The sequence below is a fragment of the Chitinispirillales bacterium ANBcel5 genome, from assembly GCA_029688955.1.
Taxonomy (GTDB): domain Bacteria; phylum Fibrobacterota; class Chitinivibrionia; order Chitinivibrionales; family Chitinispirillaceae; genus Cellulosispirillum; species Cellulosispirillum alkaliphilum.
The window spans coordinates 20,900-43,940 of record JARUKZ010000016.1 but is presented as its reverse complement, the minus strand read 5'-3'; the positions used below and the strand labels follow the sequence as shown (position 1 = coordinate 43,940).

The 23,041-nt window shown below is 43.5% G+C and carries 16 protein-coding genes and 1 pseudogene; 9 read left to right on the top strand and 8 right to left on the bottom strand.

Features of this window, described 5'->3' with window-relative positions; all coding sequences use genetic code 11:
- Positions 1 to 73 precede the first annotated feature (73 nt).
- On the top strand, positions 74 to 1,234 hold the full coding sequence (locus QA601_10205) for a hypothetical protein (GenBank protein ID MDG5815452.1): 1,161 nt from the start codon (positions 74 to 76) through the stop codon (positions 1,232 to 1,234).
- Positions 1,235 to 1,892: 658 nt separating this feature from the next.
- Here QA601_10205 and QA601_10200 read toward each other — a convergent pair.
- Positions 1,893 to 3,344: a mercuric reductase gene (locus QA601_10200; protein ID MDG5815451.1), complete on the bottom strand. Its 1,452-nt coding sequence runs from the start codon at positions 3,342 to 3,344 to the stop codon at positions 1,893 to 1,895.
- A 201-nt stretch (positions 3,345 to 3,545) separates the two neighbouring features.
- On the opposite strand from QA601_10200, the gene QA601_10195 reads away from it, so the two are divergent.
- On the top strand, positions 3,546 to 4,163 hold the full coding sequence (locus QA601_10195; protein MDG5815450.1) for a TIGR04282 family arsenosugar biosynthesis glycosyltransferase: 618 nt from the start codon (positions 3,546 to 3,548) through the stop codon (positions 4,161 to 4,163).
- A gap of 242 nt (positions 4,164 to 4,405) precedes the next feature.
- Here QA601_10195 and QA601_10190 read toward each other — a convergent pair whose 3' ends face one another.
- The 3 genes from QA601_10190 to QA601_10180 are packed head-to-tail and all read right to left on the bottom strand — an operon-like array spanning position 4,406 to position 8,483.
- Entirely contained in the window at positions 4,406 to 5,452 is a 1,047-nt protein-coding gene (locus tag QA601_10190) for a hypothetical protein (protein MDG5815449.1), read from the bottom strand.
- Between the two features lie 20 nt (positions 5,453 to 5,472).
- Entirely contained in the window at positions 5,473 to 7,716 is a 2,244-nt protein-coding gene (locus tag QA601_10185) for a glycogen debranching N-terminal domain-containing protein (GenBank protein ID MDG5815448.1), read from the bottom strand.
- A gap of 44 nt (positions 7,717 to 7,760) precedes the next feature.
- The gene (locus tag QA601_10180; GenBank protein MDG5815447.1) at positions 7,761 to 8,483 is read right to left on the bottom strand and encodes an SDR family NAD(P)-dependent oxidoreductase; all 723 of its coding nucleotides are present in this window, start codon (positions 8,481 to 8,483) and stop codon (positions 7,761 to 7,763) included.
- 221 nt (positions 8,484 to 8,704) lie between these two features.
- Between QA601_10180 and QA601_10175 the strand changes: the two are divergent.
- The 3 genes and pseudogenes from QA601_10175 (at position 8,705) to QA601_10165 (ending at position 10,068) form a co-directional block, all read left to right on the top strand.
- Positions 8,705 to 9,499, top strand: a pseudogene (locus QA601_10175) (glucose 1-dehydrogenase).
- 40 nt (positions 9,500 to 9,539) lie between these two features.
- Complete coding sequence (locus tag QA601_10170) at positions 9,540 to 9,854, top strand: hypothetical protein (GenBank protein MDG5815446.1); 315 nt, start codon at positions 9,540 to 9,542, stop codon at positions 9,852 to 9,854.
- The gene (locus QA601_10165; GenBank protein MDG5815445.1) at positions 9,835 to 10,068 is read left to right on the top strand and encodes a hypothetical protein; all 234 of its coding nucleotides are present in this window, start codon (positions 9,835 to 9,837) and stop codon (positions 10,066 to 10,068) included. Before QA601_10170 ends, QA601_10165 begins: the two co-directional genes overlap by 20 nt.
- 192 nt (positions 10,069 to 10,260) lie before the next feature.
- Here QA601_10165 and QA601_10160 read toward each other — a convergent pair whose 3' ends face one another.
- The 3 genes from QA601_10160 to QA601_10150 all read right to left on the bottom strand — a co-directional run bounded on the left by QA601_10160 (position 10,261) and on the right by QA601_10150 (position 12,182).
- On the bottom strand, positions 10,261 to 10,983 hold the full coding sequence (locus QA601_10160) for a TIGR04283 family arsenosugar biosynthesis glycosyltransferase (GenBank protein MDG5815444.1): 723 nt from the start codon (positions 10,981 to 10,983) through the stop codon (positions 10,261 to 10,263).
- A gap of 90 nt (positions 10,984 to 11,073) precedes the next feature.
- Positions 11,074 to 11,763 (bottom strand): hypothetical protein, encoded by a 690-nt coding sequence (locus QA601_10155; GenBank protein MDG5815443.1) that lies wholly within the window; start codon positions 11,761 to 11,763, stop codon positions 11,074 to 11,076.
- A 53-nt stretch (positions 11,764 to 11,816) separates the two neighbouring features.
- The gene (locus QA601_10150; GenBank protein MDG5815442.1) at positions 11,817 to 12,182 is read right to left on the bottom strand and encodes a hypothetical protein; all 366 of its coding nucleotides are present in this window, start codon (positions 12,180 to 12,182) and stop codon (positions 11,817 to 11,819) included.
- 1,422 nt (positions 12,183 to 13,604) lie between these two features.
- Between QA601_10150 and QA601_10145 the strand changes: the two genes are divergently transcribed.
- Positions 13,605 to 19,535, top strand: coding sequence for an alpha-2-macroglobulin family protein (locus QA601_10145; protein MDG5815441.1), 5,931 nt, complete (start codon positions 13,605 to 13,607; stop codon positions 19,533 to 19,535).
- Positions 19,536 to 19,649: 114 nt separating this feature from the next.
- Here the strand turns inward: QA601_10145 and QA601_10140 are convergent, their stop codons facing one another.
- Positions 19,650 to 19,853, bottom strand: coding sequence for a hypothetical protein (locus QA601_10140; GenBank protein ID MDG5815440.1), 204 nt, complete (start codon positions 19,851 to 19,853; stop codon positions 19,650 to 19,652).
- Between the two features lie 90 nt (positions 19,854 to 19,943).
- Between QA601_10140 and argC the strand changes: the two genes are divergently transcribed.
- From argC to QA601_10125, 3 genes are read left to right on the top strand one after another with little or no spacing between them, the layout of a single operon-like run.
- Positions 19,944 to 20,969: an N-acetyl-gamma-glutamyl-phosphate reductase gene (argC, locus tag QA601_10135; GenBank protein MDG5815439.1), complete on the top strand. Its 1,026-nt coding sequence runs from the start codon at positions 19,944 to 19,946 to the stop codon at positions 20,967 to 20,969.
- An 11-nt stretch (positions 20,970 to 20,980) separates the two neighbouring features.
- Complete coding sequence (argB, locus tag QA601_10130; GenBank protein MDG5815438.1) at positions 20,981 to 21,760, top strand: acetylglutamate kinase; 780 nt, start codon at positions 20,981 to 20,983, stop codon at positions 21,758 to 21,760.
- A gap of 34 nt (positions 21,761 to 21,794) precedes the next feature.
- Positions 21,795 to 22,973, top strand: coding sequence for an aspartate aminotransferase family protein (locus QA601_10125; protein MDG5815437.1), 1,179 nt, complete (start codon positions 21,795 to 21,797; stop codon positions 22,971 to 22,973).
- Positions 22,974 to 23,041: the final 68 nt, after the last annotated feature.

Below are 23,041 nucleotides of genomic sequence, written 5' to 3'. Positions count from 1 at the left end.
ATGGACAGTAACACTCACTGGCATTATACTTGCTTTTTTTCTTACAACAGAGTCATAAAAACAGGAGGGAACAGTGGATATTTTCACCAGAGATCAGCTTCAAGAATTATCATCAGTAAAATCAAATTGTGTTTCAATCTATATGCCTACAATTAAAACTGGTTACGATATGCAACAAAACCCTACCAGATTCAAAAACCTGGTTAAACAAGCAGAACTAAAGTTAATCGAGCGGGGGTTTCGCAGTACAGAAGCATCAGATTTTCTATCAGATGCCAAACGTCTGCTTAATGACGGTCCCTTTTGGCAGCACATGAGTGATGGACTGGTGTATTTTGCCAGTACTGAATATTCGGCCGTTTATCGCTTACCCCAACCATTTCCGGAATTAAGCTATGTGGGAAAACGATTCCATCTTAAACCCCTGATTACTCTGCTTTCAGGTGACACAACGTTTTATCTTCTTATACTTAATATCCGGGGGGTACGGCTCTACAAATGTGACCGTTTTTCCATAAACAGAGTAGAATCAGACCTTATTCCTCCTGGTCTTGATGAAACCCTTCATTTCGATACAAAAGAAAAGGATGTACAGTTTTCCAGTAAACCCTCTATTAGTCGTGGCAACAATCCCATAACCATTTTTGGCTATGGAAGACAAACAGATAAAAGGAAAGTTAATATATTAAACTATTTTCACCGAGTAAATGATGCCATAAGGGCGATACTTAAAAACAGCAAATCACCTCTTATTACCGCTGGTGTTGAATATCAAAATCCAATCTACAGGGAGGCAAATACCTATCCCTACCTGATGGAAGAGTGTATTCAGAACGGTTCGGAGAATGTAAGTGAAGAGGAGCTTCACAGTTTGGCCTGGAAGATCGTTGTTCCCCATCTTCAGGAAACAGAGCGTAAGGCGTTGGATTTTTTCAAACAACTTGAAGGTGAACACAGTCCGATGGTCGTCGAAGATCTGGAGACTATAGTCAACGGCTCATCACACGGCAGAGTTGAAACGCTCTTTATTCTCGATAGTGGTACACATGCATGGGGAAAAATTAAGGATCAGCCACTTGATAATGTAGAGGTGCACGAAAGATTAGAAGAGGGTGATGAGGATCTTTTGCAAACAGCCGCACTCAATACCATGCAAAAGGGTGGAGTGGTGTATGTGCTAAAACCAGAACAAATACCGGCACCCTCAGTGGCCGCGGCTATTTTAAGGTATTAAGTCTTAAAAGGGGAGTTTTTAAGAAAAGAAGCTCTCATTTTGTCGTAACACCATTTCTTTGACCCACGGTGTTTTTACCCTGGGTCAAAGTCTGTAGTCACACGCAGTATAACTTTCACTTCAAATATCCACCTTAGCTGCGGCGATTGCGCCATGATCGGTTATACAAAAACAACGATTACTCCCCCGTTTTAAAATGCACCTTAGGGTCAAGATTGCAGTGCACCTGCACATTATAGCCCCCTTCTCATTACACTCTCAAAGCAGCCGTTATGAATATCCCACAACGTTTTGATCATTAATCAGTGCAGCTCAAGTGGCCCACATTGCCGAAAAACCGATACGCCTGAAAACCTTTTTTTCTTAAATATGTAACAGCTTCTTCAGAAAGAATACAGTAGGGACCGCGACAGTAGGCAACTATCATTTTATCCTTAGGAAGATCTTCAACTCTTCTCTTAAGCGGCGAAAGTGGTATGGAAGAGGCTCCCTTTAAGTGTGCATGATTATACTCTGGCTCAGGGCGCACATCAAGAAGAACAATCTGTCCTGAAGAGGCCTGGTCGATAAGCTCGTGCTGTTAAGAACTTTCATCTCATGTTTCTTATTGAAATAGGAAAAGATAGTCCTATCAATCTCTTTTTAGTAACTCACCCCCTCACTCAGAAACCCTCTTTATCGCTTCCGATTGTGTAGGATAGGGATAAATGGTCTTTGATAATAAATTTAGCGCCCCACCAGCATTCATAACAGCAGTTATCTCATTTATCATTTCCCCTGCATGTTTTGCAATTATTGATGCTCCAAGAATGCGATTTTTGCCCTTTTGAAGATGCACTCTGACAAACCCTTCGGTTTCGCTGTCGGTAATCGCACGATCTATAGCGGACATAGGCTGGGTAACAGTTTCCACCTGATATCCCTTTGCGACAGCCTCCTTTTCGTACATCCCCACATGTGCAATTTCGGGATCGGTATAGGTACACCAGGGCATTATCAAATCACTTAACCTCTTTTTATGCCCCAGCAACGCATTTTGAAGCAGTAATTGCGCAGACGCTTCAGCGGCATGAGTGAATTTCCATTTCATACATATCTCCCCTGCAGAAAAGATACGCTTGTTTGTAGTTCTCAGATGATCGTCAATGTGTATGCCTCGTTTGGGATCGTATTCAACCCCGACATTTTCAAGACGAAGATCCTCAACGCTGGGTTTTCGTCCCGCACCAGCCAAAACTGCATCAACGGTAATATGCCGCTCTTCACCGTTTTGTATATAATAGAGCGTCTTTTGCTTCCCATGAACCTTGCCCCTCCTAACACGGGAATTCAACAGCACCTGAATACCTTCTGCTTTAAACCTGTTCTGTATAAGTTCAGCAGCATCGGCATCCTCCTTATCGAGAAGATGATCATGGGCATGAAAGATGGTCACCTTTGTGCCAAAGCGAGCGAATGCCTGTGCCATTTCACAACCAATAGGCCCACCTCCGATCACTGCCATAGCGGAAGGTAATTCGGTCAGCGTAAACAATGTTTTACTGGTGATAATTTCTGAAGAATCGATACCATCAATTCGGGGTGACATAGGTCTTCCGCCTGCAGTTATTGCAGCGAGTTTAAAGGGAAGCACTGCATTTGCCACTTCTATATGATCTTTATCGATGAAATGTGCCTCCCCCAAAAATACATCCACCCCCTTGTTACTGATAGTTTCAACTGAATCATTGTAACTGATTTTTGCCCTGATTTGCCGCACCCTCCTCATAACTGATGCAAAATCTACCGCTAACGACTCTCCCGTGCATATTCCATAATGCTTGGCTCTACCCAGTTCGTAGGCCACCCTGGCAGAACGTATAAGTGCCTTAGATGGCACGCATCCAAAATTAAGACAACATCCCCCCATAAACATTCGTTCTATTAAAGCTACACGAGCACCCATTTGTGCAGCTCCAACTGAAGTAACCAGTCCTGATGAACCGGCTCCGATTACCACAAGATCATAAACGGGTTTAGGGGTGGGATTTTGATGGCGGGCAGGATGAGTATTTTGGAAAAGCACCTGATTGAATTGGTCCATTGGCTGTATCATCATTTCCGGCTTCATTTACCCCCCCGGTCAGGTAAGATTTTTATTTACTTGGTTTGCAATACTTAGGCCATATGAGTTTTACTACAAGAAAAATTAGTAAAGTTTGAGTAAAGCCTTGATCTTTTGAACATACAAGAATAAAAAAAACTGTAAGTGGCAAGAAATTTGATGTTTTTGATAGGAAAGCCTGCAGAAAACAAGTGAGAGGATAGTTTTATGGAACAACAAACAGTACTAAATAAGGTAGTGATTATAGTCATCACAAAAACACCAGATGTTCCGGTAAAAACACGCATTGCGCAAACAGAGGGCCCACACAAAGCCCACATGATATATCGTGAATTACTGGAAAAAACCGCCAGTTCTCTTGAAAAGTTGCCCCATTATGTAGCCTATGCTGGTACTTCAGGTCCCGGAGACTTGAGAACTATTTTCACAAAAGCGACCACATTCATCTCACAAAAGGGAAATGACCTGGGTGACCGAATGAAAAATGCCTGCAAACAGTGCTACAAACATGGATACACCCACTATATACTAATTGGAGCAGATTGTCCCCAACGCAGTTGTGACTGTATACTTCAAGCTGCAAATCACCTAAAAGAGGGTGCTGATGTAGTGCTGGGACCAGTTGAAGATGGAGGATATCATCTTGCAGGAGTTAATAATTCGGGATTGAAAATTTTCGATGCTACCCAATGGGGCACATCAAAGTTACTAAAAGAAACATTAACGATTTCTAATACCTTCAATTTAAGAACAGTTCTGATGCCAACATTAAGCGATATAGATTCTTTTAATGACTATATACGCTGGAAGACTCACAATCAGTAAAGATGGTTCGGGACTATACCTAAACACTGTCTGGAAGAAAGATCATAGCCGGTCTATTCTATGACTGTGAACGAACATATCACCCACAACTAAAAATGAGATTAGAAAATCCGGTTTCATTTTCATACATTAACCTCCCCCAAAGCCTTAACTGCTTTATACAGGGTGCATTTTGGGGGTTATCGGGTAACTACGGAAAATGTCTCTACTACTAATCCCTTTATTTTTTTGTTTACATCCATTTACCGGTTATAAAATACTGAAGTACCTTCAAGTGTTTCCCAGCCGCTTTCCTGAAACAAAGTCTTACAGCTATCGACAGTTTCGCCTCTACCCTCTTCGGTTTTTTGGGCAATATCACGGGGATTTGCTCCAGCTTCTGCCCAAAACAGGTTTGCGCCAGCCAAAGCTCCAAGTGTACAGAACTCGTGTGTACAATTTCCCAAAACAGTTCGCGGCATTCCGATTCTGGTAACAGCAACAATGTGTGCCATACCCAACTCACTAATCATCCCACGCTTCGCCATTTCAGTTCCTGGTATGGGTATTCTTCTGGCCGAGCCACTGTGAGAAGGATTAAAACCAGCAGTAAATTGGATCATTTCGGCAATCTCCCGATTTGTATGCTCCGGTCCAACCGGCTCAACACAGGTACCAGCTTCAAGTCCGGCCTCTTTGAAATTCAGAATCGATTCTTTCCGTTTTTCGGGCATTAGATTGGTATCTCTCCCCTCCCTCAACCGTAACGCATGATAAACACCGCTAAACCCTGCATCCCTGAGCCGTTGTGCATTTTTCAAAGATTGATCACCAACATTGCCGATAAGCGTTGTTTGGGGCCTGAGTTTATCCCGTACTTCCTTAGCGATTTCCAGATACCGTTCAAAGGGGAACTGAGCTGTTGACATCATAAACACTGCATTTGCTCCTTCGGATTCAAACTGCCGGGCCTTTTCTACCGCTTCCAAAGGCGACAGTTCGGTGGACTCACTGAAAATATTATTCATATAGGAAAAGGAACAAAACTGACATTCATAGTTGCACGGCGCAAGATTAACCGAAAACTGAGCATACACTTCAGCTTTTCCCGCCGAAAGTTCCCGCGAAAGACGATTAGCCTCAGCAATCACCCTGTACATATCAGGTGAAGATACCGGTAAGCTAAGAAGCTCAATCAGATCATTGAGATCTATCGTATCACCATTATGCGATTTCTTTAAAATATCATCTATTCCCATAAAAGCTGACTCCAGTGATGATGGTTTATATACAGGTTTTTTTTTAACCAACTACATCCCGTCATAAAAGTTTATGAATGACCGGAAAATCTGCCATGAATAAGCGATAGCGTCCGTTTTGCAAGGGTTGTGTTTAACGAATTAACAGGAGATTGAAACAGTACCCGAATCTCTCCCGTTTTTTTTAAAATTTTGGTGAAGGTCCTACCTGTCTTTTTGCGTGTACATTTTAAACTGATGGTAGCACCTGCGATATGAAGGTTTTCTACCGTAAGGGTTGGAAGCCATGGAGGCAGTATAGGATCTATAAAGAGCGTTTTAAGAGGTGCAAGTGGTTGTAACCCGAGCAAAACATGAGTAAAGAGCCCAAAGGCAGCAGCGTTCCATGTCTGAAGTTGATTAGCACGGGGAAAAGCCCCCGGATGCGAGACGCTTTGACGATCGTAACCACCGATACATTCAGGTATATGCCCTTCACGCCACATTTTTGCCAACTCATAGTTTGCTCCCACCAACTCTAAAGCTTCCTCATCAAAGCCATACCGGCGAAGCCCTAAGGCGATGGTGGCATTTTCAACCGGCCATACACTTCCCAGATGATAACTAAGCGGATTGTAGGAAGGATTAGAAGCTGAAAGAGTCCTTATACCCCAACCGCTATACATATCTGATGAAAACAGTGCAGAAACGACTTTTTTTATATAGCAGGAATCTATTATACCCGAAGCAAGACAGTGTCCCATGTTGGAGGTCATGGATCGAATCTGTCTCTTTTTTGAATCGAGCCCAAAGGCTATGTAACCACCATCTGGTACCCAAAAGGCTTTGTTAAACTGACGTTTAAGCCTTCTGGCTCTCCGTGCGTAATCAAGAGAATCTCTAAATGATTTGTTAAGCATTGCAAACAGTGATGCAGCCTGTAGTGCAACATAATAGTACCCCTGAACTTCACAGGTAGCAACAGGAGGATCTACCAGGTGGCCCGATTCATCCACAACAGCATTCTGGCTGTCTTTCCAGCCCTGATGCCTTGGCCCCAACGGTGAGGAGGTTAAGTATTCAGCAAACCCGTCTCCATCCATGTCAGCATACATTTCTGCCCAGTCCAAAATTTTTCTGCATCTGTCCCAGTGCTTTTTAACATAGAAAAGATTTCCATTCCAGGCGTACAGATGAGCCAGAGCGATGATAAACATAAACGGTGACGCGTAATCGCCATAGTAACGATCGAACGGATTATCTCCCTTTCTGGATGGCAGGTCATTTCGCGCCTGCTGAATAATTCTTCCGGGATGTTCATCCCTGAAATGGTCCACCTTTTTACCCTGAAACTGCCCAAGCCTGCTAAGTGTATTACTAATACTCTGCCCCTCATCAAACATCGCCATCATCCAACTGCTCGTAAGAGCATCTCTGCCAAAAAGAAAGGGATAGTAGGGATAGCCTGCAGCAGGTGTAAGCCACTGATCACTCTCTCCTTCAAGCAACGCAGCACTACATAGATAATCTATTAATCCGTTTACTATCACCGGATACCGGGAGTAAGGATCTGAACTTAACCTGGTAAGAGATTCACCCCAGCTTACCATCCGTGCTTCCCGTTGTTTCCACTGCACAGGACTTAAAAAGAACGCTGGATCAAACGATTGGACATTCATCCTGATGGTAACCGTTTCTCCCTGAAGTAGAAAAACACTTCTGCTTAATTTGTGTTTATCTATAATCCACGATGAGCATTCGGGTAGTAAAAAATCCATACGCAAAGGAAAATCCGGATCGTTATGAGTAAAGCGTACTCCCCTTTCTGACCTGGAATAGGATGCCGTTTGGGCATCTTTTGATCCATTACTGTAAGCCTGATCCATAGGTAAAAAGTCCGCGTTGATCATGGTATGAAAAGAGAAATTAACCTGCGTATCCCAGCGATTGGTAATCTTAAACTCCACCGAGAGCCCCGATGGTTTAACATAGTAAAGGAGTCGTATATCAAGTCCCCGATGAGATATACCTTCAGTCTTCTCTATCATGCCCGACCCGCTGCCACCAGTGTCTGCCTTTTCGACCGGCGGATAAATATAGAAAAATTCCATACTGTTGAAACCAGTTTTTGCACAAGAACAGAATCTAAGTTTATGATCGTTTATAGCGAATGTTAAATTAGACAGATAGCGTGAACCTCTGAAATAGTACCCGCATATCCCACCACCCCTGATCTCACCATCGGCCTGAGCAACAAGCATCGATTGCCCGCGCCAGGCCACAAGCTTTAGGGGCAAAACCGATGCATCGGGAATCTTAAAAAGATGAGTGTTCATGTTTGTACTATCCGCTTACATTAATTTTGGTACCGAAAAATGATTTACATCTTCCTTAACACACGATCTATTACAAAAGGGGTTAGGCGCATAAAGATCGAAAGTGCTTTAACTTCTGCAATCTTTATCTCTGTTTTGCCATCTTCTATTTGCGAAATCACCTTTTTGGCAAACACAAGTGGATCCATTCCCCCTTTTTTTGCAGCAGAAGGAGTTTTAACCAGCGGTGGCAATACTTCAATTACTTTTACAGTGCTGTTTTCAAGCTGCCATCGTATCGATTTGGTGAAAAAGTGAAGCGCTGATTTGGTAGCACAATACAGTGGTGAAGTTTTATTTGGCCACAGGGCATAACCGGAGGTCACATTTATAATCGCCGTCCGATCGCGCTTTAGCAGTTGAGGTAAAAAGAGTCTGCAAAGTTCTACAGGCGCGTTTAGATTAAGTGCGATTTCGTTTTCATACCTGTTGGGAAATCCATCAGAAACATCAAACTGAGCCATTTTCCCGGCATTATTGATCAGTATGTCGATTCCGCCCATCTCTTTTTGGAGAATCTTTTTAAGGCATGCAATCTCTTTTTTCTTCGATAAATCGACAGAGATAGTTACTATCCCGGGGATAACTGATTGAAGCTTTTTAAGCGCCTCTTGGCGCCTGGCACAGACCGCCACTGCTGCACCTTTTTGCGATAGTACCCGGGCAAACGCTTTTCCTATTCCCGAGGTTCCGCCGGTAATCAGGACCCGTTTGTTTTTAAAGTGCATAGTGACATCCTATGGTTTTTGGAGTACCGTACTTATTCTTGTGGGATTTTAAATCGTTATAATAAAGAATTTTCTGCAATAAACATACCGGCATATCCATTGCGTTAACTAAGTGTTAATACAGGTAGTGAAGAGATACGGTTTTTATTCAGGAGAGATCATTTCAATGGATAACAATCTTAATAAAGAAAACACCTTAGGGGATAGCCCATCACTTCCTAATTTTAAAAGGTCAAAAAGCCGTTGTTACCGGAGCGAGTTCCGGTATAGGCAGAGCAATAGCCATACTGTTTGGCAAAGCAGGCGCAGATGTATGTATAAATTATTCACGCAATGAACAAGGCGCTTCAGAGGTTGCAGAGTTAATGGGTTAAAGTGGTTCAAGGGCATTTATTTACCGCGCGGATGTTTCAAAGGAAGAGGATGTTTTGGCAATGTTTAATGCTGCTGCCCAGCGATTTGGTGCTGTTGATATAGTGGTGTGCAATGCAGGGATTCAAAGGGACAACGCATTTGAGGAGATGACAGTTGAGCAATTTGATACCGTGATCGGAGTCAACCTTAAAGGACACTTTCTTTGTGCCCGTGAAGCAGTGCGTCTGTTTAAAACTCAGGGGATCAGAGAGGGAATATCATGTTCGGCTGGAAAACTCATAAGTATCAGCTCTGTTCACGATTTAATACCCTGGGCCGGACATGTTAATTATGCCGCATCAAAGGGCGCAATATCCATGCTCTTTAAAAGCATTGCCCAGGAGGTGGCAAGGTACAAAATCAGAACTAATATCATTGCACCCGGTGCGATAAAAACGTCAATAAATGCTCAAACCTGGTCAACGGAAGAGGGTGCCCAAAAGCTGTTAAAACTAATCCCCTACAAACGGATTGGTGAGCCGGATGATGTGGCCAAATGTGCGCTTTGGCTGGCATCAGACAGCTCAGATTACATAAACGGAGCAACTCTCTATTTTGATGGCGGAATGTCGCTCTATCCCAACTTTGAATCAGGGGGATAGGAAAAATTGTCTTCAAGTGAAATCTAACAGGTGGTTAACTATGGAAATGGCTCAAAACGCCGGTGTCAGGGGAAAAGAAGCATATGGTGTTGATTATCGTTCCTGGGCTAAAAGTGGCCTGGTTGCAGGGCTTATAGGAGGTATAACGTTCGCTTTATTTGAAATGATAGTGGCCCTTATACTAATGGGGCAGTTTTTTTTCTCCTTTACGAATGATCGCAGGCACAGTTCTGGGACAAGAGGCCCTTTCCCCGGATTTTTCACTGCCGGTAGCGGCATTTGCCGGTGTAGTCGTCCATATGGTGTATTCTATTATAGCGGGCGCCATATTCGCCTTGATTATTGCTGCGGTTAGGCCTTTTCATTCAACCAAATCTGCGGTGATTCTCACTGCAAGCGCACTTGGACTACTGATGTGGGTGATAAATTTCTATCTCATCGCTCCTGCATTGGGATGGATGTGGTTCCCTCAGGAGGCAAGTCAGTTTTGGCAGGGCTTTGTTGCTCACACCTTCTTGTATGGAGCGGTAGTGGGTTGGTATCTTGCAGCAAAAATGAGTGTTACATAGTTTTAAAGTTGTGGTAAACGTTTTGCAAACAATTGATTTACAGTACTTCCTTTTTCTTTATGATTGCCGGATCTATGCTGTCTATCCCTATGTGCAAGCCAGTTACAGCAGGCCCTGATTACTAACAGTTATCTGTTAAAGCCTGCTGTACTGGTTGTTTAAATATCTGTTTTAGTTTTGCTAAGCACCCAATCACTTCTGTAGTTGATACCGTCGGTAGATTTTTTGCAGTAGATGTGGCGACACGCCAAAACGGTAAAGCTTCATGAGCAAAAACCACTCTAACTGTGTTCGCCATATGCCGTGCTGAAGTAACCTTCTGGAGGAAGTGATAATTAACGGTTCTGTGATTCTTTTGCACCGAAAACTTCTGCCTAACCGTAGTGAAAAGTCAACATCTTCCATAATCGGCATATCACGAAACCCTTCAAGGGTATTAAACACACCTCTTTTGACAAATATTCCGTTATCACCGCAAAAGGAAATGTTCTTATGATCCCGATCGATATCCTTTAATTCCATATTGATAATTCGTCCGGCACGTTTTATCCGTTTGTTTTCCTGTGAAAAACGATTCGAAAAACCACCACCATCATACCCTTCACCATAGATGGTGCTGCTGATTGCATCAAAGGCTCCCTGTGGTAGTAAGTTGTGGGCATGAAGGAAGAAAAGGATCTCTCCCTTTGCTTCAACCGCACCGGCATTAAGCTGTCGGGCTCTGCCCCGCGCTGCGCAAAGTTTATGTACGCATGAACAGAGCACATCTAACGTTGCATCTGTGCTTCCACCATCGCTAACAATAATCTCCCACTCTGTATCTGCACTCTTTTGTGACAAAACACTGTGTATACATTTATTGATATAGTTTCTTTCGTTGTAGGTGGGGATAATTACCGATATACATTTATCCATTATTTTCCCCTGATCAGAGGTACACAGTGTTGCAATTACTATTGAGTAGTTGCAAACTTTATGACACGGAAATTTTACAGAAAGTGGATTTTAGTTTTTCAATATCTGTCCTGTACGAATCCACTTTGACTGCATATACCATGACCCTTCAGCGTTCTTTTGCAATTGCCCATCCCATCGATAGGTAGTAGGCCATTTCTTAAAAACGTTCACAACATTGAATAAAAACCATGTGGAAAATTTGGTTACTTTGGGCTTCCACCCTTTCGATGGTACCGCTCTTATGTGAATATTTTTCTTATCTGAATGGACAGTGTATTCTCCAGAAATATTCCCTGCCGACTCATGTCCGCAGACTTCGAAAAATCCTTTATATCGGGTGTTTACCATGGTTGTATTCAAACATGGAAAAGAAGGTGTAAAACTCATGGTAAGTATATGGTTGTCACTTTTTAGGCACATCGATTTTATGGATGCTATTTGGTCGGTCCATTCTATTTGGTAGCTACAATTGCCTTTTTCATATATTTTCTGTCCCATTTCTATCTCTAATGGTTTCAACAGCCCATTATACTCAGGGTTTAAAGTTGCAATCAATGGCTTAGGGCTGTACCGCGCAAAGGTCATTTTTTGCCAATCTATAGGTATTGGGAGCTCATCCAATTGATGAGACCTGCCGTTTATTGAAATTATAACTTCAGTTTGCTTTTTTCGAACAAAATAGAAATCATAAAGAATAACCAAAGGCAGCGATGTTGGATTGATAGCCGCATCACCCATAGGGGCTAAGAGTCCAAAAGGTTTTCTTTTTTTGGGGTTACTTTCATTGATTGCTATTTCAACAATTCTTCCTTCTCTGTCCTTGAATTTATATGGGCTTGTACACCAAAATCATTCACCTCATAAGATGCTTTTTCCATATCCACCGGAATCATTTCGTTTAATCCGGCACCGGCAATGTTGTAGTTTGAGGGATCAATATTGAGCGTTTTCTGATGGTAAACATCAACCTTTTTATCTGTTCTCCACCCGATGACTATATGACCACAGCCTTTTGTGGCATCGTTAAACACCTGTGGCTCAAATGCCACATAAATCGAATCAGGGTCTTTCTCAAAATTTACCAAAAGCAGTTTTTCCATCGAATCAACCTCAATCGAGAATGGAAATAGTAGTTCGCATGGTTTACTGTTATTCATCTATAATCTCCTCAAAAACACCAATGGCACTTATATCATCTCTTTTTATTGATTGCATATCCACAGTATATTGCTGCATATTTGCATTCAAAATGTTTTATTATTGTAGGTATGAAATACATAAATATCACCACGATTCCTAACGAAACATGGCCAACGATATCCCCCAATGTTTTTTTTGGGGAAATCAAATGTTTTCATACGGGTGGTTATTTGCCCCGGATGATGGTAGGGACACCCCTTGTGGGTTTCCGTAGAAGGAGGACACCCACAAGGGGTGTCCCTACCACACACATACCACCACACACATACCACCACACACATCACACATCACACATCACACATCACACATCACACATCACACATCACACATCACACATCACACATCACACATCACACATCACACATACCACATCACACATCACACATACCACATCACACATCACACATCACACATACCACATCACACATCACACATACCACATCACACATCACACATCACACATCACACATACCACATCACACATCACACATCACACATCACACATACCACATACCACATCACACATACCACATCACACATACCACATCACACATCACACATCACACATCACACATCACACATACCACATCACACATCACACATACCACATCACACATACCACATCACACATCACACATCACACATCACACATCACACATCACACATCACACATCACACATACCACATACCACATACCACATCACACATACCACATACATTCCCACATTCCAACATTCCAACATTCCAGCTTTGGTGTCAAAAGAAATATTTTGTCCCTACGAGACAAGGCTATCTATCTCTGTATGTTTGAGCTATAAATATGCAGTCCCTACGGGACCATAAAAACGCATTCCCTCTTGCTCAACCCCACCCTACTCTTGAGACTATAGTAATGTGGCCCAATTTTTCAGCCTCTATAGCCAGTGCATGATAAACAAGGTAACATCTCTCCGGTAAAACAAACCATTCACACTTACACGTGGCAAGCAACTATCTTGGCGCCCCCGTGAGGAACCTATCACTTGCCACCAGACTTCTCTGGGGGGTGGCCACCTTCGCCTCGGGCGACACTGAATCATAAAAAAAATTCTAAGAACCACCTTGACTATTTGTCGAGCAGCCTCCGTAGCAGAAGCTACTTCGTAGGGAAGCCGGGCGACACTGAATTATAAAAACACTCTCTACGGAACAAAAACTAACGCGCGTTTTAAAAACTTTACAGATTTAGTTTATAACCATTTGCACAGGCAACAATGAATTCAATAAATTTATGAATCTAAGTGCCCCCGAACTTTAAATAAACCAACCCCTTAATGTAGATTTAATAGTATAATAGGGAAAATTCCACACTCACACCGACAAACAGCGGAAAAAATCAAATGCAGCGACTATCAAAGTACCGGTATTTCATCCTTTCTGTAACAGTTCTGGTTTTTTGCAGTTCAAGCCACCAGTTTAAATTTCAAAACAGTCCCATCCTAAATGAGACTCAGGACGCAATAATTGAGATCAGCGAGGGTAAGGGGCATGAAAAACATGTGTCCCCGCCACTGGCACCCACACAAAAACTTGGTGAATCGGTGATTAGTCATCACCTGAACCGACTCGAGCAAATTGATGAAGAGTTAGATACAACCGCTTTCTCCCTTCGTGAGAGTACCCAACCTGCACCCCGTAGCGGTACTACAGTAGAAAGTGAGTTTCCCTCCACTGAAGACCTTGCTCCTCCCACATCTAATCAGCTCCACGACACGGTGCAACTCTCAGTTTTACGTGTTGCTCCGGAGGGTGATGTTCCTTTAGCTCCCCATGTAAGCATTACTTTTAACAGACCCATGGTGGAGGTTACATCACAAGATGATGCCGCAGAAAATGTCCCGGTTACTCTCACCCCCCAACCACAGGGCTCATGGCGCTGGATGGGAACCCGAACCCTAATATTTGAACCTGAGAGAGTTAAACTGAATAATGCGACCGATTATACTCTGGTTGTGCACGACAATGCCCAATCAATCGAGGGGAAAACAATAGGTGGGCAAACAACGTTCAGCTTCTCTACCCCACCACCTGAGTTAAAAAGTAACTATCCATCCGGCAACAGAACCCCAACCAACACTCCGATTTTTATGACTTTCAATCAAAAGATTGATCCCGATCAAATCGTCCGTTTAACAACTGTAAACACAGGTGATAAAAAGTTACCTTTTCGCAGGGGTACTCTAAATGATCTTACCGAAGAACATGAACACATAAAAAAATTGGCACAACAAACCGCAGATGATCACTGGGTTCTACTATTCACAAACACTGAACTCCCTGCAGCCCATAACATTACAGTTACAATAGATAAGGGTGTTAAGTCCCTTGAAGGGCCAAACAAAAGCCCCGAAAAGCAAATTTTTTCATTTCGCACCTACGACCCTCTCACAATTTCTCATCAAAGATGCAATCGCAACAGCGATGTTTGCTATCCGGATCAAAACTGGTTTTTCGTTGCGAACAACAAGATTGAGTATGATTCCTTTTGTACATCGATGGTTGAAATATCCCCTGCCACCGAGGGGCTCACTATCGATCGTAGTGGCAACAGAATATGGATCAGTGGCCGCAAAACACCTGCAACAGAGTATACCGTTCGGTTTTCACCCGAGATTAAAGATGTATTTGGTCAAAGCTTAAACAAAGCGATCAGTTTTGATATTAAAGTAGGCAATGATCATCCGAGATTCTTTTCCAATAATTCCAGAATGTCTGTAGTGGACCCTTCATCGAAACCATCATTTCGCGTAAGTACTGTTAACTATAAAAACCTTGCCTACAAAGTATGGCATGTAAGCCCTTCGGACTATTCTACCTATAACAGAATCCCCCATTACCGATCTGATGATACCTGGTTAAACAGCGTACCCGGAACCATGGTTACCACTGATACCGTGGCGATCAAAGGAGATCTTAACAGTATAATAGAAACAGAGATTGATTTAAGCAGCTATCTTTCCGGTACCAAAGGTCACCTGATCGTATGGGTTAGCCCTACTGAACCGATGAAAGGATCACGAAAGTCATTTTTTGCCCGGAATCCTCATGCCATTTCCTGGTTACAGGTAACCAATATCGGTCTTGATGCGTGGACCGACCCAACCAGCCTTCTGGTAATGGCCACATCACTTGATGCTGGTGCACCTTTGGCAAATGTTAAAGTGATCGCAGGTTCAAAAGAGGAAGTAACGGGCGAGGATGGGATCTCAGGAATAAAACTCAGTGAACAATCCAGCCCAAAACTCATTGCCGTAAATGAAGCAGACAGCGCATTTTTACCTATGCACCTTGTTCGTAACGTTCGTTCTGGACAGGCACTGTTTCACGTTTTTGATGACAGAGGTATGTATCGTCCCGGTGAAGAGGTGCATATAAAGGGTCGGCTAAGGACACTATCTCAGGATGTTGGTGCTGATATTGAGTTACCAAATACAGAAGAGCCGCTCCTCTATGTGGTTTTCGATTCAAGAAGAAATGAGATTGCGCGCGACACTGCGCGGCTTTCATCCATGGGTGGATTTGACTTTTCTTTCGATATCCCTTCCACGCCCAATTTGGGCACAGCCCGTATCGATTTAAGAACTGCCAACCATGCCTATAGCCATACTTTTGAGATTCAGGAATTCAGGGCACCTGAATTTGAAGTACAAACGTCCACAGACCCAGGACCTCATTTTCTGAACAAAGCACTTTCTGCGACGGTCAAAGGTTCCTACTATGCAGGCGGAGGACTTTCCGGTGCACCCGTTAACTGGACAGTTAGAACAGACGATGCATACTATACCCCCCCTAATCGTCATGAATACTCTTTTGGTGAGCAATTGCCCTGGTTTTGGGGTTGGTATGTTTTACCTTCCCGATCCGGTTCAGGGACCAGAGAACGTTTCGAAGGTGTAACAGATTTTTCTGGCGAACACAACATTGACATTACCGTTAGAGATAAAAAACCACCCCGTCCCGTTACACTAACCGTAGAAGGGTCGGTAACCGATGTGAATCGTCAACAGTGGACATCATCCACAAGCACTCTAATCCACCCCGCAAGCTACTATGTGGGCCTGAAAACAGATCAGTACTCATATGCTCCCGGTGATGAAGTAACCGTTGATTGGATCGTAACCGATGTAGACGGTAACGCCATAGAAAATGTAGAGGTACACTTTCGCGCTGAGCGTATCCGCACCGTTTTTCGTGGTGGAACGAGAACAGAAGAGGTTGTAGAATCTGTAGATCACAGCGATATTTCAACCGATGATGCATCACAGTGGACATTTACTCCATCAGATGGCGGAACCTGGAAACTAACTGCAGTAGTAACGGATAACAATGACAGACACAACTATACCGCGATCAGGCGCTGGGTAAGAGATCCCCAGATCAGACCAGCCAAAAGAGTTGAGACACAGGATATAATGATCTTTCCTGATAAAGACTCCTACGCGGCAGGTGACACCGCCAAACTTACTATTCAGACACCCTTTGCACCTTCAGAAGGAGTTGTCTTGTTAAAGCGTCACGGTTTTGAAGAGCAGCGCAGATTCACCCTCGATAAAACATCAAAAGTAATCAGTATTCCCATCAAAGAGAGGTATACTCCTAATATTCATGTTGAGGTACATATTTCGGGTGTTGCGCCTCGGGAAAATAGGACTGGTAAGGTAAATGAACCGGTGCCCAAACAGCCGGCACTTGCAAATGGAAGCATAAATCTCCCGGTTCCTCCTTCACAGCGAACGCTTAACGTGGTAGCTGAAGCAGAGAAGGAAAGTCTTAGCCCCGGAGAGAGTACCAATGTGGCTGTTACGGTTAAAGATGCCGGTGGAGACGCGGTTAGAGATGCTGAAGTTACTGTACTGGTTGTCGACGAAGCAATACTTGCACTCTCAAACTATCAGATGCGAGACCCCATTGAAGTATTCTACAGAACCCGCCCACCAATGGTAAGAAAATCACATAACCGCCCCTATATTATTCTTACGGATGATTCAGAGCTTGATGCCATAGAGCCACAGGGAGGATCACGTAGTTCCCAAAACAGTGTTCTTGGTGCAGTCTCACGATCTTTAGACAGTGCACCACGCATGATGGCTATGGAACTCTCTGAAATGGAACCCGCATCTGAGGAGTCTTCTTCGCCTGTTACCATGCGCACAGATTTTAATCCTCTCGCGGCGTTTACCCCTGCGGGCAAGACCGACAGTTCCGGTACACTCAATGCAAGTGTCAAACTCCCTGATAATCTTACCCGTTATCGTATTATGGTTATTGCCTCTGAAGGTTCGGGGAGATTCGGAGTCGCAGAGAGCAATATGACCGCGCGCCTTCCCCTGATGGTTCGTCCAAGTGCTCCACGGTTTCTCAATTTTGGTGATAACTTTGAGCTCCCGGTTGTACTGCAAAACCAAACCGATGATGACCTTACAGTGGATGTTGTTACCAGAGCACAAAATGCTGCTTTACACAACCAGGGCTATAAGGTGCAGATTCCTTCAAACGACCGTGTAGAGGTGCGTTTCCCTGCATCAACGGTGGCTGCCGGCACTGCACGTTTTCAGGTTATGGCCAGTACAGAGGATGGCTTTTCGGACGCATCAGCGTTTGAATTGCCGGTATGGACACCTGCCAAATCTGAAGCATTTGCGACCTATGGTACAATCGATAGCGGAGCGGTATCTTACTCGGTTAAACATCCTGCGGAAATTTGGCCTCAGTTTGGAGGAGTTACAGTATCTACCTCTTCAACTGCGCTTCAGGCCCTAACAGATGCGTTTATCTATCTGTATACCTATAAATTCGCCGGTTCCGAACAGATTGCTTCACGTATAATCTCCATAGTTGCCCTTCAGGATGTTCTTGAGGCATTTAACATACCCGATATACCATCTCCTGATGAGATACAGAAACAATTGAAAACCGATATCGAAACACTGGCAAGCCGCCAGAACAGAGATGGTGGCTTTGGTTTCTGGAGGCTTAATCAAAGAAGCCACCCCTTTACTTCACTACACGTAATTCATGCACTTAACCGGGCACTTGAAAAAGGTTATGAAATTCCTTCTCAGGTGAAACGACTCGCTGATTCCTATCTTACAAATATCGAACGTCATATTCCCTCCTATTATTCACCACAGACCCGCAGAACGGTTATTGCATATTCTCTGTATGTTCGTTCACTTGATGGTGATCATAATGAAAAGAGGGCACGCAACCTCCTGAAAGAGGCACCCGTTGAAGAGTGGAGCATTGGTGCACTGGGCTGGTTGCTGTACACGCTCTCCGGTTCACCACAATCATCTGAGGTAAACGCCATTATTCAACACCTTGAAAACCGGGTGCATGAAACCGCAAGTACCGCACAATTTACAACCCGCTTTTCCGAACAGGATCACCTTATATTTCACTCCTCACGCCGCAGCGACGCAATAGTTCTTGAGGCTTTAATTAAAGCCCGTCCTCAATCTGATCTGATTGTTAAATTAGTCAGGGGTTTACTTGCACACCGAAAAGCCGGACGCTGGGGCAATACTCAGGAAAATGGTTTTGTACTTCTTGCACTTGACTCCTATTTTGCTGCTTACGAATCACAAACTCCTGATTTTGTAGCACGTGCCTGGCTTGGGTCTCAGTACGCAGGTGATCATGCGTTCAGAGGGCGCACTGCAGAAACCCATCAGATTACTATACCGATGCACTTTTTGGCTGATCAGGATACTTCAGAGAATCTTACTCTGCTTAAAGAGGGTGCTGGGAGGATGTATTACCGCGTAGGAATGAACTATGCACCAAAGAGCTTAAGACTCGACCCCGCAGATCATGGTTTTCATGTAGAGAGACAATATGAAGGTATGGATAACAAGGAGGATGTAACGCTCCGTAGTGATGGTACATGGGAAATTAAAGCTGGGACCAGAGTTAAAGTAACCGTAACGATGGTTGCACCGGGCCGCAGATACCATGTAGCACTCATCGATCCCCTGCCTGCAGGCCTGGAACCATTAAACCCATCACTGGCTGTAACCGCAGATCTGCCCGAGGAATCAACACGTCAACGATTCTGGTGGTGGTCAAGGCCCTGGTATGAGCATCAAAACATGCGCGACGAACGCGTGGAAGCATTTGCTTCCCTTCTCTACGGGGGAGTTTATGAATACACCTACTATGCCCGTGCAACCACTCCGGGAGAGTTTATCGTTCCACCGGCTAAAGCAGAGGAGATGTATGCACCCGAAACGTTTGGAAGATCAGGGAGCAATGTGGTGATAGTGAAATAGGCTAAGGAGGACATTTGTTACTGACCATAGTACAGGGAATAAATAGCTAATGATGCTCACTAAAACTTAGCATCCAAGAGATGAGGCAAAGAAGGTAAGCATTAAGAATTACCATCAATCGGGCTGTCTTCTGTCACTTGCAACTTTTACCAATCTTTCCACATTGCACCCTGTGGTTATTCCGCTCTTATGCCAGTGCTTTTTGCATCCACAATAATCCAAAAGAACGCTCTGATTTGGAATAGTAAGATCTCTCATCTCATAACCACCCACATTGATCACCACCTTCAACCAGTCATTAATCCTCAGAACGTCCAAGTAATTCCATTTAAGGGTGCTGGGATTTATTATTTTATAAGGCTATAATATAGTTTAATCGGCTTTTTCATAATAACCGGAAAAGGTACCATGAAAAAAATAAGTGTTGGAATTCTGGGAGCTACCTCATATACCGGAGTGGAACTGATACGGATGCTTGCATGGCATCCGGGTGTTGATATCTCATTTATCTCATCCCAAAGCCATGCATCAGAACGACTTACAAAGATATTTCCTGCCCTTAAGGGAATTTTCGATGATACACTTATAAGCCCGCAGGAGGCGCAGCAACGTGAACCGGAATGTATCTTTTCCTGCCTCCCTCACGCTGTTTCAGCAGGACTTCTTGTGCCTTTTCTTAATAAAGGCATCAGAGTTATTGACCTTAGTGCAGATTTTCGTATTAAAGATCTGAATGTGTACAAAAACTGGTATAAGATTGATCATCCTGCCCCGGAATTCATGAAAAAAGCGATGTACGGATTGCCCGAGAAGTACCGTAATGAAATAAAGGATGCATCAATCATTGCAAACCCAGGCTGTTATGTAACCAGTGTGATATTGCCGCTACTTCCATTGTTTAGTGAAGGTGCAGAGAAGATTGAATGGATTATTGCAGATTCCAAATCAGGCGTTAGTGGTGCAGGAAGAGCACTAAAGCTCACCACCCACTTTGTTGAGGCCAATGAAAATTTTAGTGCTTATTCGATTGGTCACAGCCATCGCCATACACCTGAAATCGAACAGGAACTTTCTTTTGCTGCTAACAAGTCGGTAGAGATAACCTTTTCACCCCATCTTGTACCAATAAACCGAGGCATTCTTTCTACTATTTATATAAAGACCTCAATGAGTGCAGCTCAGTGCAGCGAGATTGTCCAAACTGCTTATAAGGATGAGCCATTTGTACGTCTCAGGGATTCATCAGACCTACCCAAAGTTTCAGGCATTGCTCATACCAACTATTGCGACATCGCTTTTAGTGGTGGTGAAAACGGGCAGCCGGTTATAGCAGTTTCTGCACTTGATAACCTAATAAAAGGTGCCAGTGGACAGGCTCTTCAGAATATGAATATCATGTTTGGATTTGCCGAAACTGAAGGGCTTTTAAGATAAGGAAATAAACTATGAGCATAATGGTAATAAAAATCGGTGGTTCTACAGTTGATGCAGAGGGGCTTTTAAGAGAGCTGGGTCAGAGCATTGCACAGCTTGGTGATGATATTTTCCCCATAATCGTACATGGAGGGGGCAAAGATATCGCAGCACACCTTTCGCTTCTTAACAGAGAGTTCACTTTTATTGAGGGAATGCGTGTCACTGATGCTCAGATGGTTAAGATTGTTCAAATGGTGCTTAGTGGTGATGTAAACAAAAGAATCGTTAATGCTCTGCTTAAAGAGAGTGTTAACGCCTGTGGTTTCAGCGGTGTAGATTCATCCCTGTTTACTGCTTCAAAAATGCTTGTAAACGGAAAAGATATAGGATTTGTGGGAAAGATCGATAAAGTAAATACCTCCTTAATAGATTTCTGCAAAGGAGCCAAACTGGTACCAGTGATTTCTCCAGTATCACGTGGGGAAGATGGCTCAATATTCAACGTTAATGCAGATCTTGCGGCGAGTGAACTTGCTACATCCATAAAGGCCGATGACCTTGTTTTCGTTTCAGATGTAGCGGGAGTAATGGTCAATGGTGAAGTGCTCAGGGAAATACGCACCTCTGAGATTGAAGACTTAATTGCACAGGGCCATATCACTGGTGGAATGATTCCAAAGTTACGTTCTGCAGCCGAATCAGTTCACAAGGGAGTTAAGCGCATTCATATTTGTGGATGGAAAGATAGTCAAACACTGAGAAATCAGATAAACAGAGTCGAATCAACAGGAACAGTAATAAGCGATTAGTTTAACAACTAGTATTTGCCTTAGGGAGAAAAAGATGAGTACAGCCGATTACAACCGGCTTTTCGTGCCGACATACAACCGAAGCGGGGCCCCAATGGTCAAAGGCTCCGGGGTAAAGATATACGATTCTGAGAATAATGAGTACCTTGATTTCGGTTCAGGGATTGCGGTAAATGCGCTGGGTCACTGTCACCCACTTCTGCATGAAGCGCTCCTGCATCAGGCTTCAGAACTTGTGCATGCTTCAAACCTTTACTTCACCGAAGCACAAATTGTTTTTGCAGAAAAACTGATTAAACACAGTTTTGCAGACAAGGTATTTTTGTGTAACAGTGGTACAGAAGCCAATGAAGCAGCCATAAAGTTTGCACGTAAGTGGGCAAAGAAAATTTCACCACAGAAGTTCCATGTGCTCTCTTTTTCTGAAGGATTCCATGGAAGAACCTACGGTGCACTCGGTGCTACTTCCCAGAGTAAATTTCATATGGGATTTGAACCAATGCCTCAGGGGTTTCATTACTGTCCCTTTAATGATTTTGAATCTGCGAAAAAAATTCTGGATTCTGAAGAGTTTGCAGCAGTAATTGTTGAACCATTGCAGGGTGAAGGTGGAATAAACTGCGCAACAACCGTTTTTCTCAGACAATTAAGAGAATATACCCACAAACACTCTATTGCTCTTATATTCGATGAGATTCAGTGTGGCATTGGCCGCACAGGAACGCTCTGGCATTACGAACAGCATAATGTTATTCCAGACATCATGACAGTTGCAAAACCGCTTGGTGGCGGACTTCCGCTTGGAGCTACCCTTTGCACTGAGGAGATTTCATCAGCTATAACTCCCGGTGATCATGGTACCACTTTTGGAGGAAATCCGCTTGCCTGTGCACTGGGAACACAGATTCTTGACACTATATCAGACCCGGTTTTTCTTCGCAGAGTAAAGATCAATGGTGCCTGGCTTAAGGAGAAACTGGTGGATGTTGCCCGGAAATACGATATCATAGAGAGTGTACGGGGTGAGGGATTTCTTCTTGGAGTACGGTTTAAAGATAACCCTCAGCATATTGTACAACAGTGCAGAGATAAAGGGCTTCTTCTAATAAACGCAAATCTTAACACTGTAAGGTTTTTACCACCTCTGATTGTTACACAGGAGGAGATTAATTCCGCGGTTGGAATATTTGAACGGGTACTTTCGTCACTGTAATTTTTAGTATGTATTTTTATACTGCTAAACAATTTCTTAGATCAATAATATTTTTTACATAGTGAGGT

What these genes read in the sequence shown, in the direction of transcription:
- argC (MDG5815439.1), top strand. Translation starts at nt 19,944, where the DNA reads ATGAAAAAAATAAGTGTTGGAATTCTGGGAGCTACCTCATATACCGGA.
- QA601_10155 (MDG5815443.1), bottom strand. Translation starts at nt 11,763, where the DNA reads ATGGGTGATGCGGCTATCAATCCAACATCGCTGCCTTTGGTTATTCTT.
- QA601_10160 (MDG5815444.1), bottom strand. Translation starts at nt 10,983, where the DNA reads ATGGATAAATGTATATCGGTAATTATCCCCACCTACAACGAAAGAAAC.
- argB (MDG5815438.1), top strand. Translation starts at nt 20,981, where the DNA reads ATGAGCATAATGGTAATAAAAATCGGTGGTTCTACAGTTGATGCAGAG.
- QA601_10150 (MDG5815442.1), bottom strand. Translation starts at nt 12,182, where the DNA reads ATGAATAACAGTAAACCATGCGAACTACTATTTCCATTCTCGATTGAG.
- QA601_10125 (MDG5815437.1), top strand. Translation starts at nt 21,795, where the DNA reads ATGAGTACAGCCGATTACAACCGGCTTTTCGTGCCGACATACAACCGA.
- QA601_10180 (MDG5815447.1), bottom strand. Translation starts at nt 8,483, where the DNA reads ATGCACTTTAAAAACAAACGGGTCCTGATTACCGGCGGAACCTCGGGA.
- QA601_10195 (MDG5815450.1), top strand. Translation starts at nt 3,546, where the DNA reads ATGGAACAACAAACAGTACTAAATAAGGTAGTGATTATAGTCATCACA.
- QA601_10185 (MDG5815448.1), bottom strand. Translation starts at nt 7,716, where the DNA reads ATGAACACTCATCTTTTTAAGATTCCCGATGCATCGGTTTTGCCCCTA.
- QA601_10200 (MDG5815451.1), bottom strand. Translation starts at nt 3,344, where the DNA reads ATGAAGCCGGAAATGATGATACAGCCAATGGACCAATTCAATCAGGTG.
- QA601_10170 (MDG5815446.1), top strand. Translation starts at nt 9,540, where the DNA reads ATGGAAATGGCTCAAAACGCCGGTGTCAGGGGAAAAGAAGCATATGGT.
- QA601_10145 (MDG5815441.1), top strand. Translation starts at nt 13,605, where the DNA reads ATGCAGCGACTATCAAAGTACCGGTATTTCATCCTTTCTGTAACAGTT.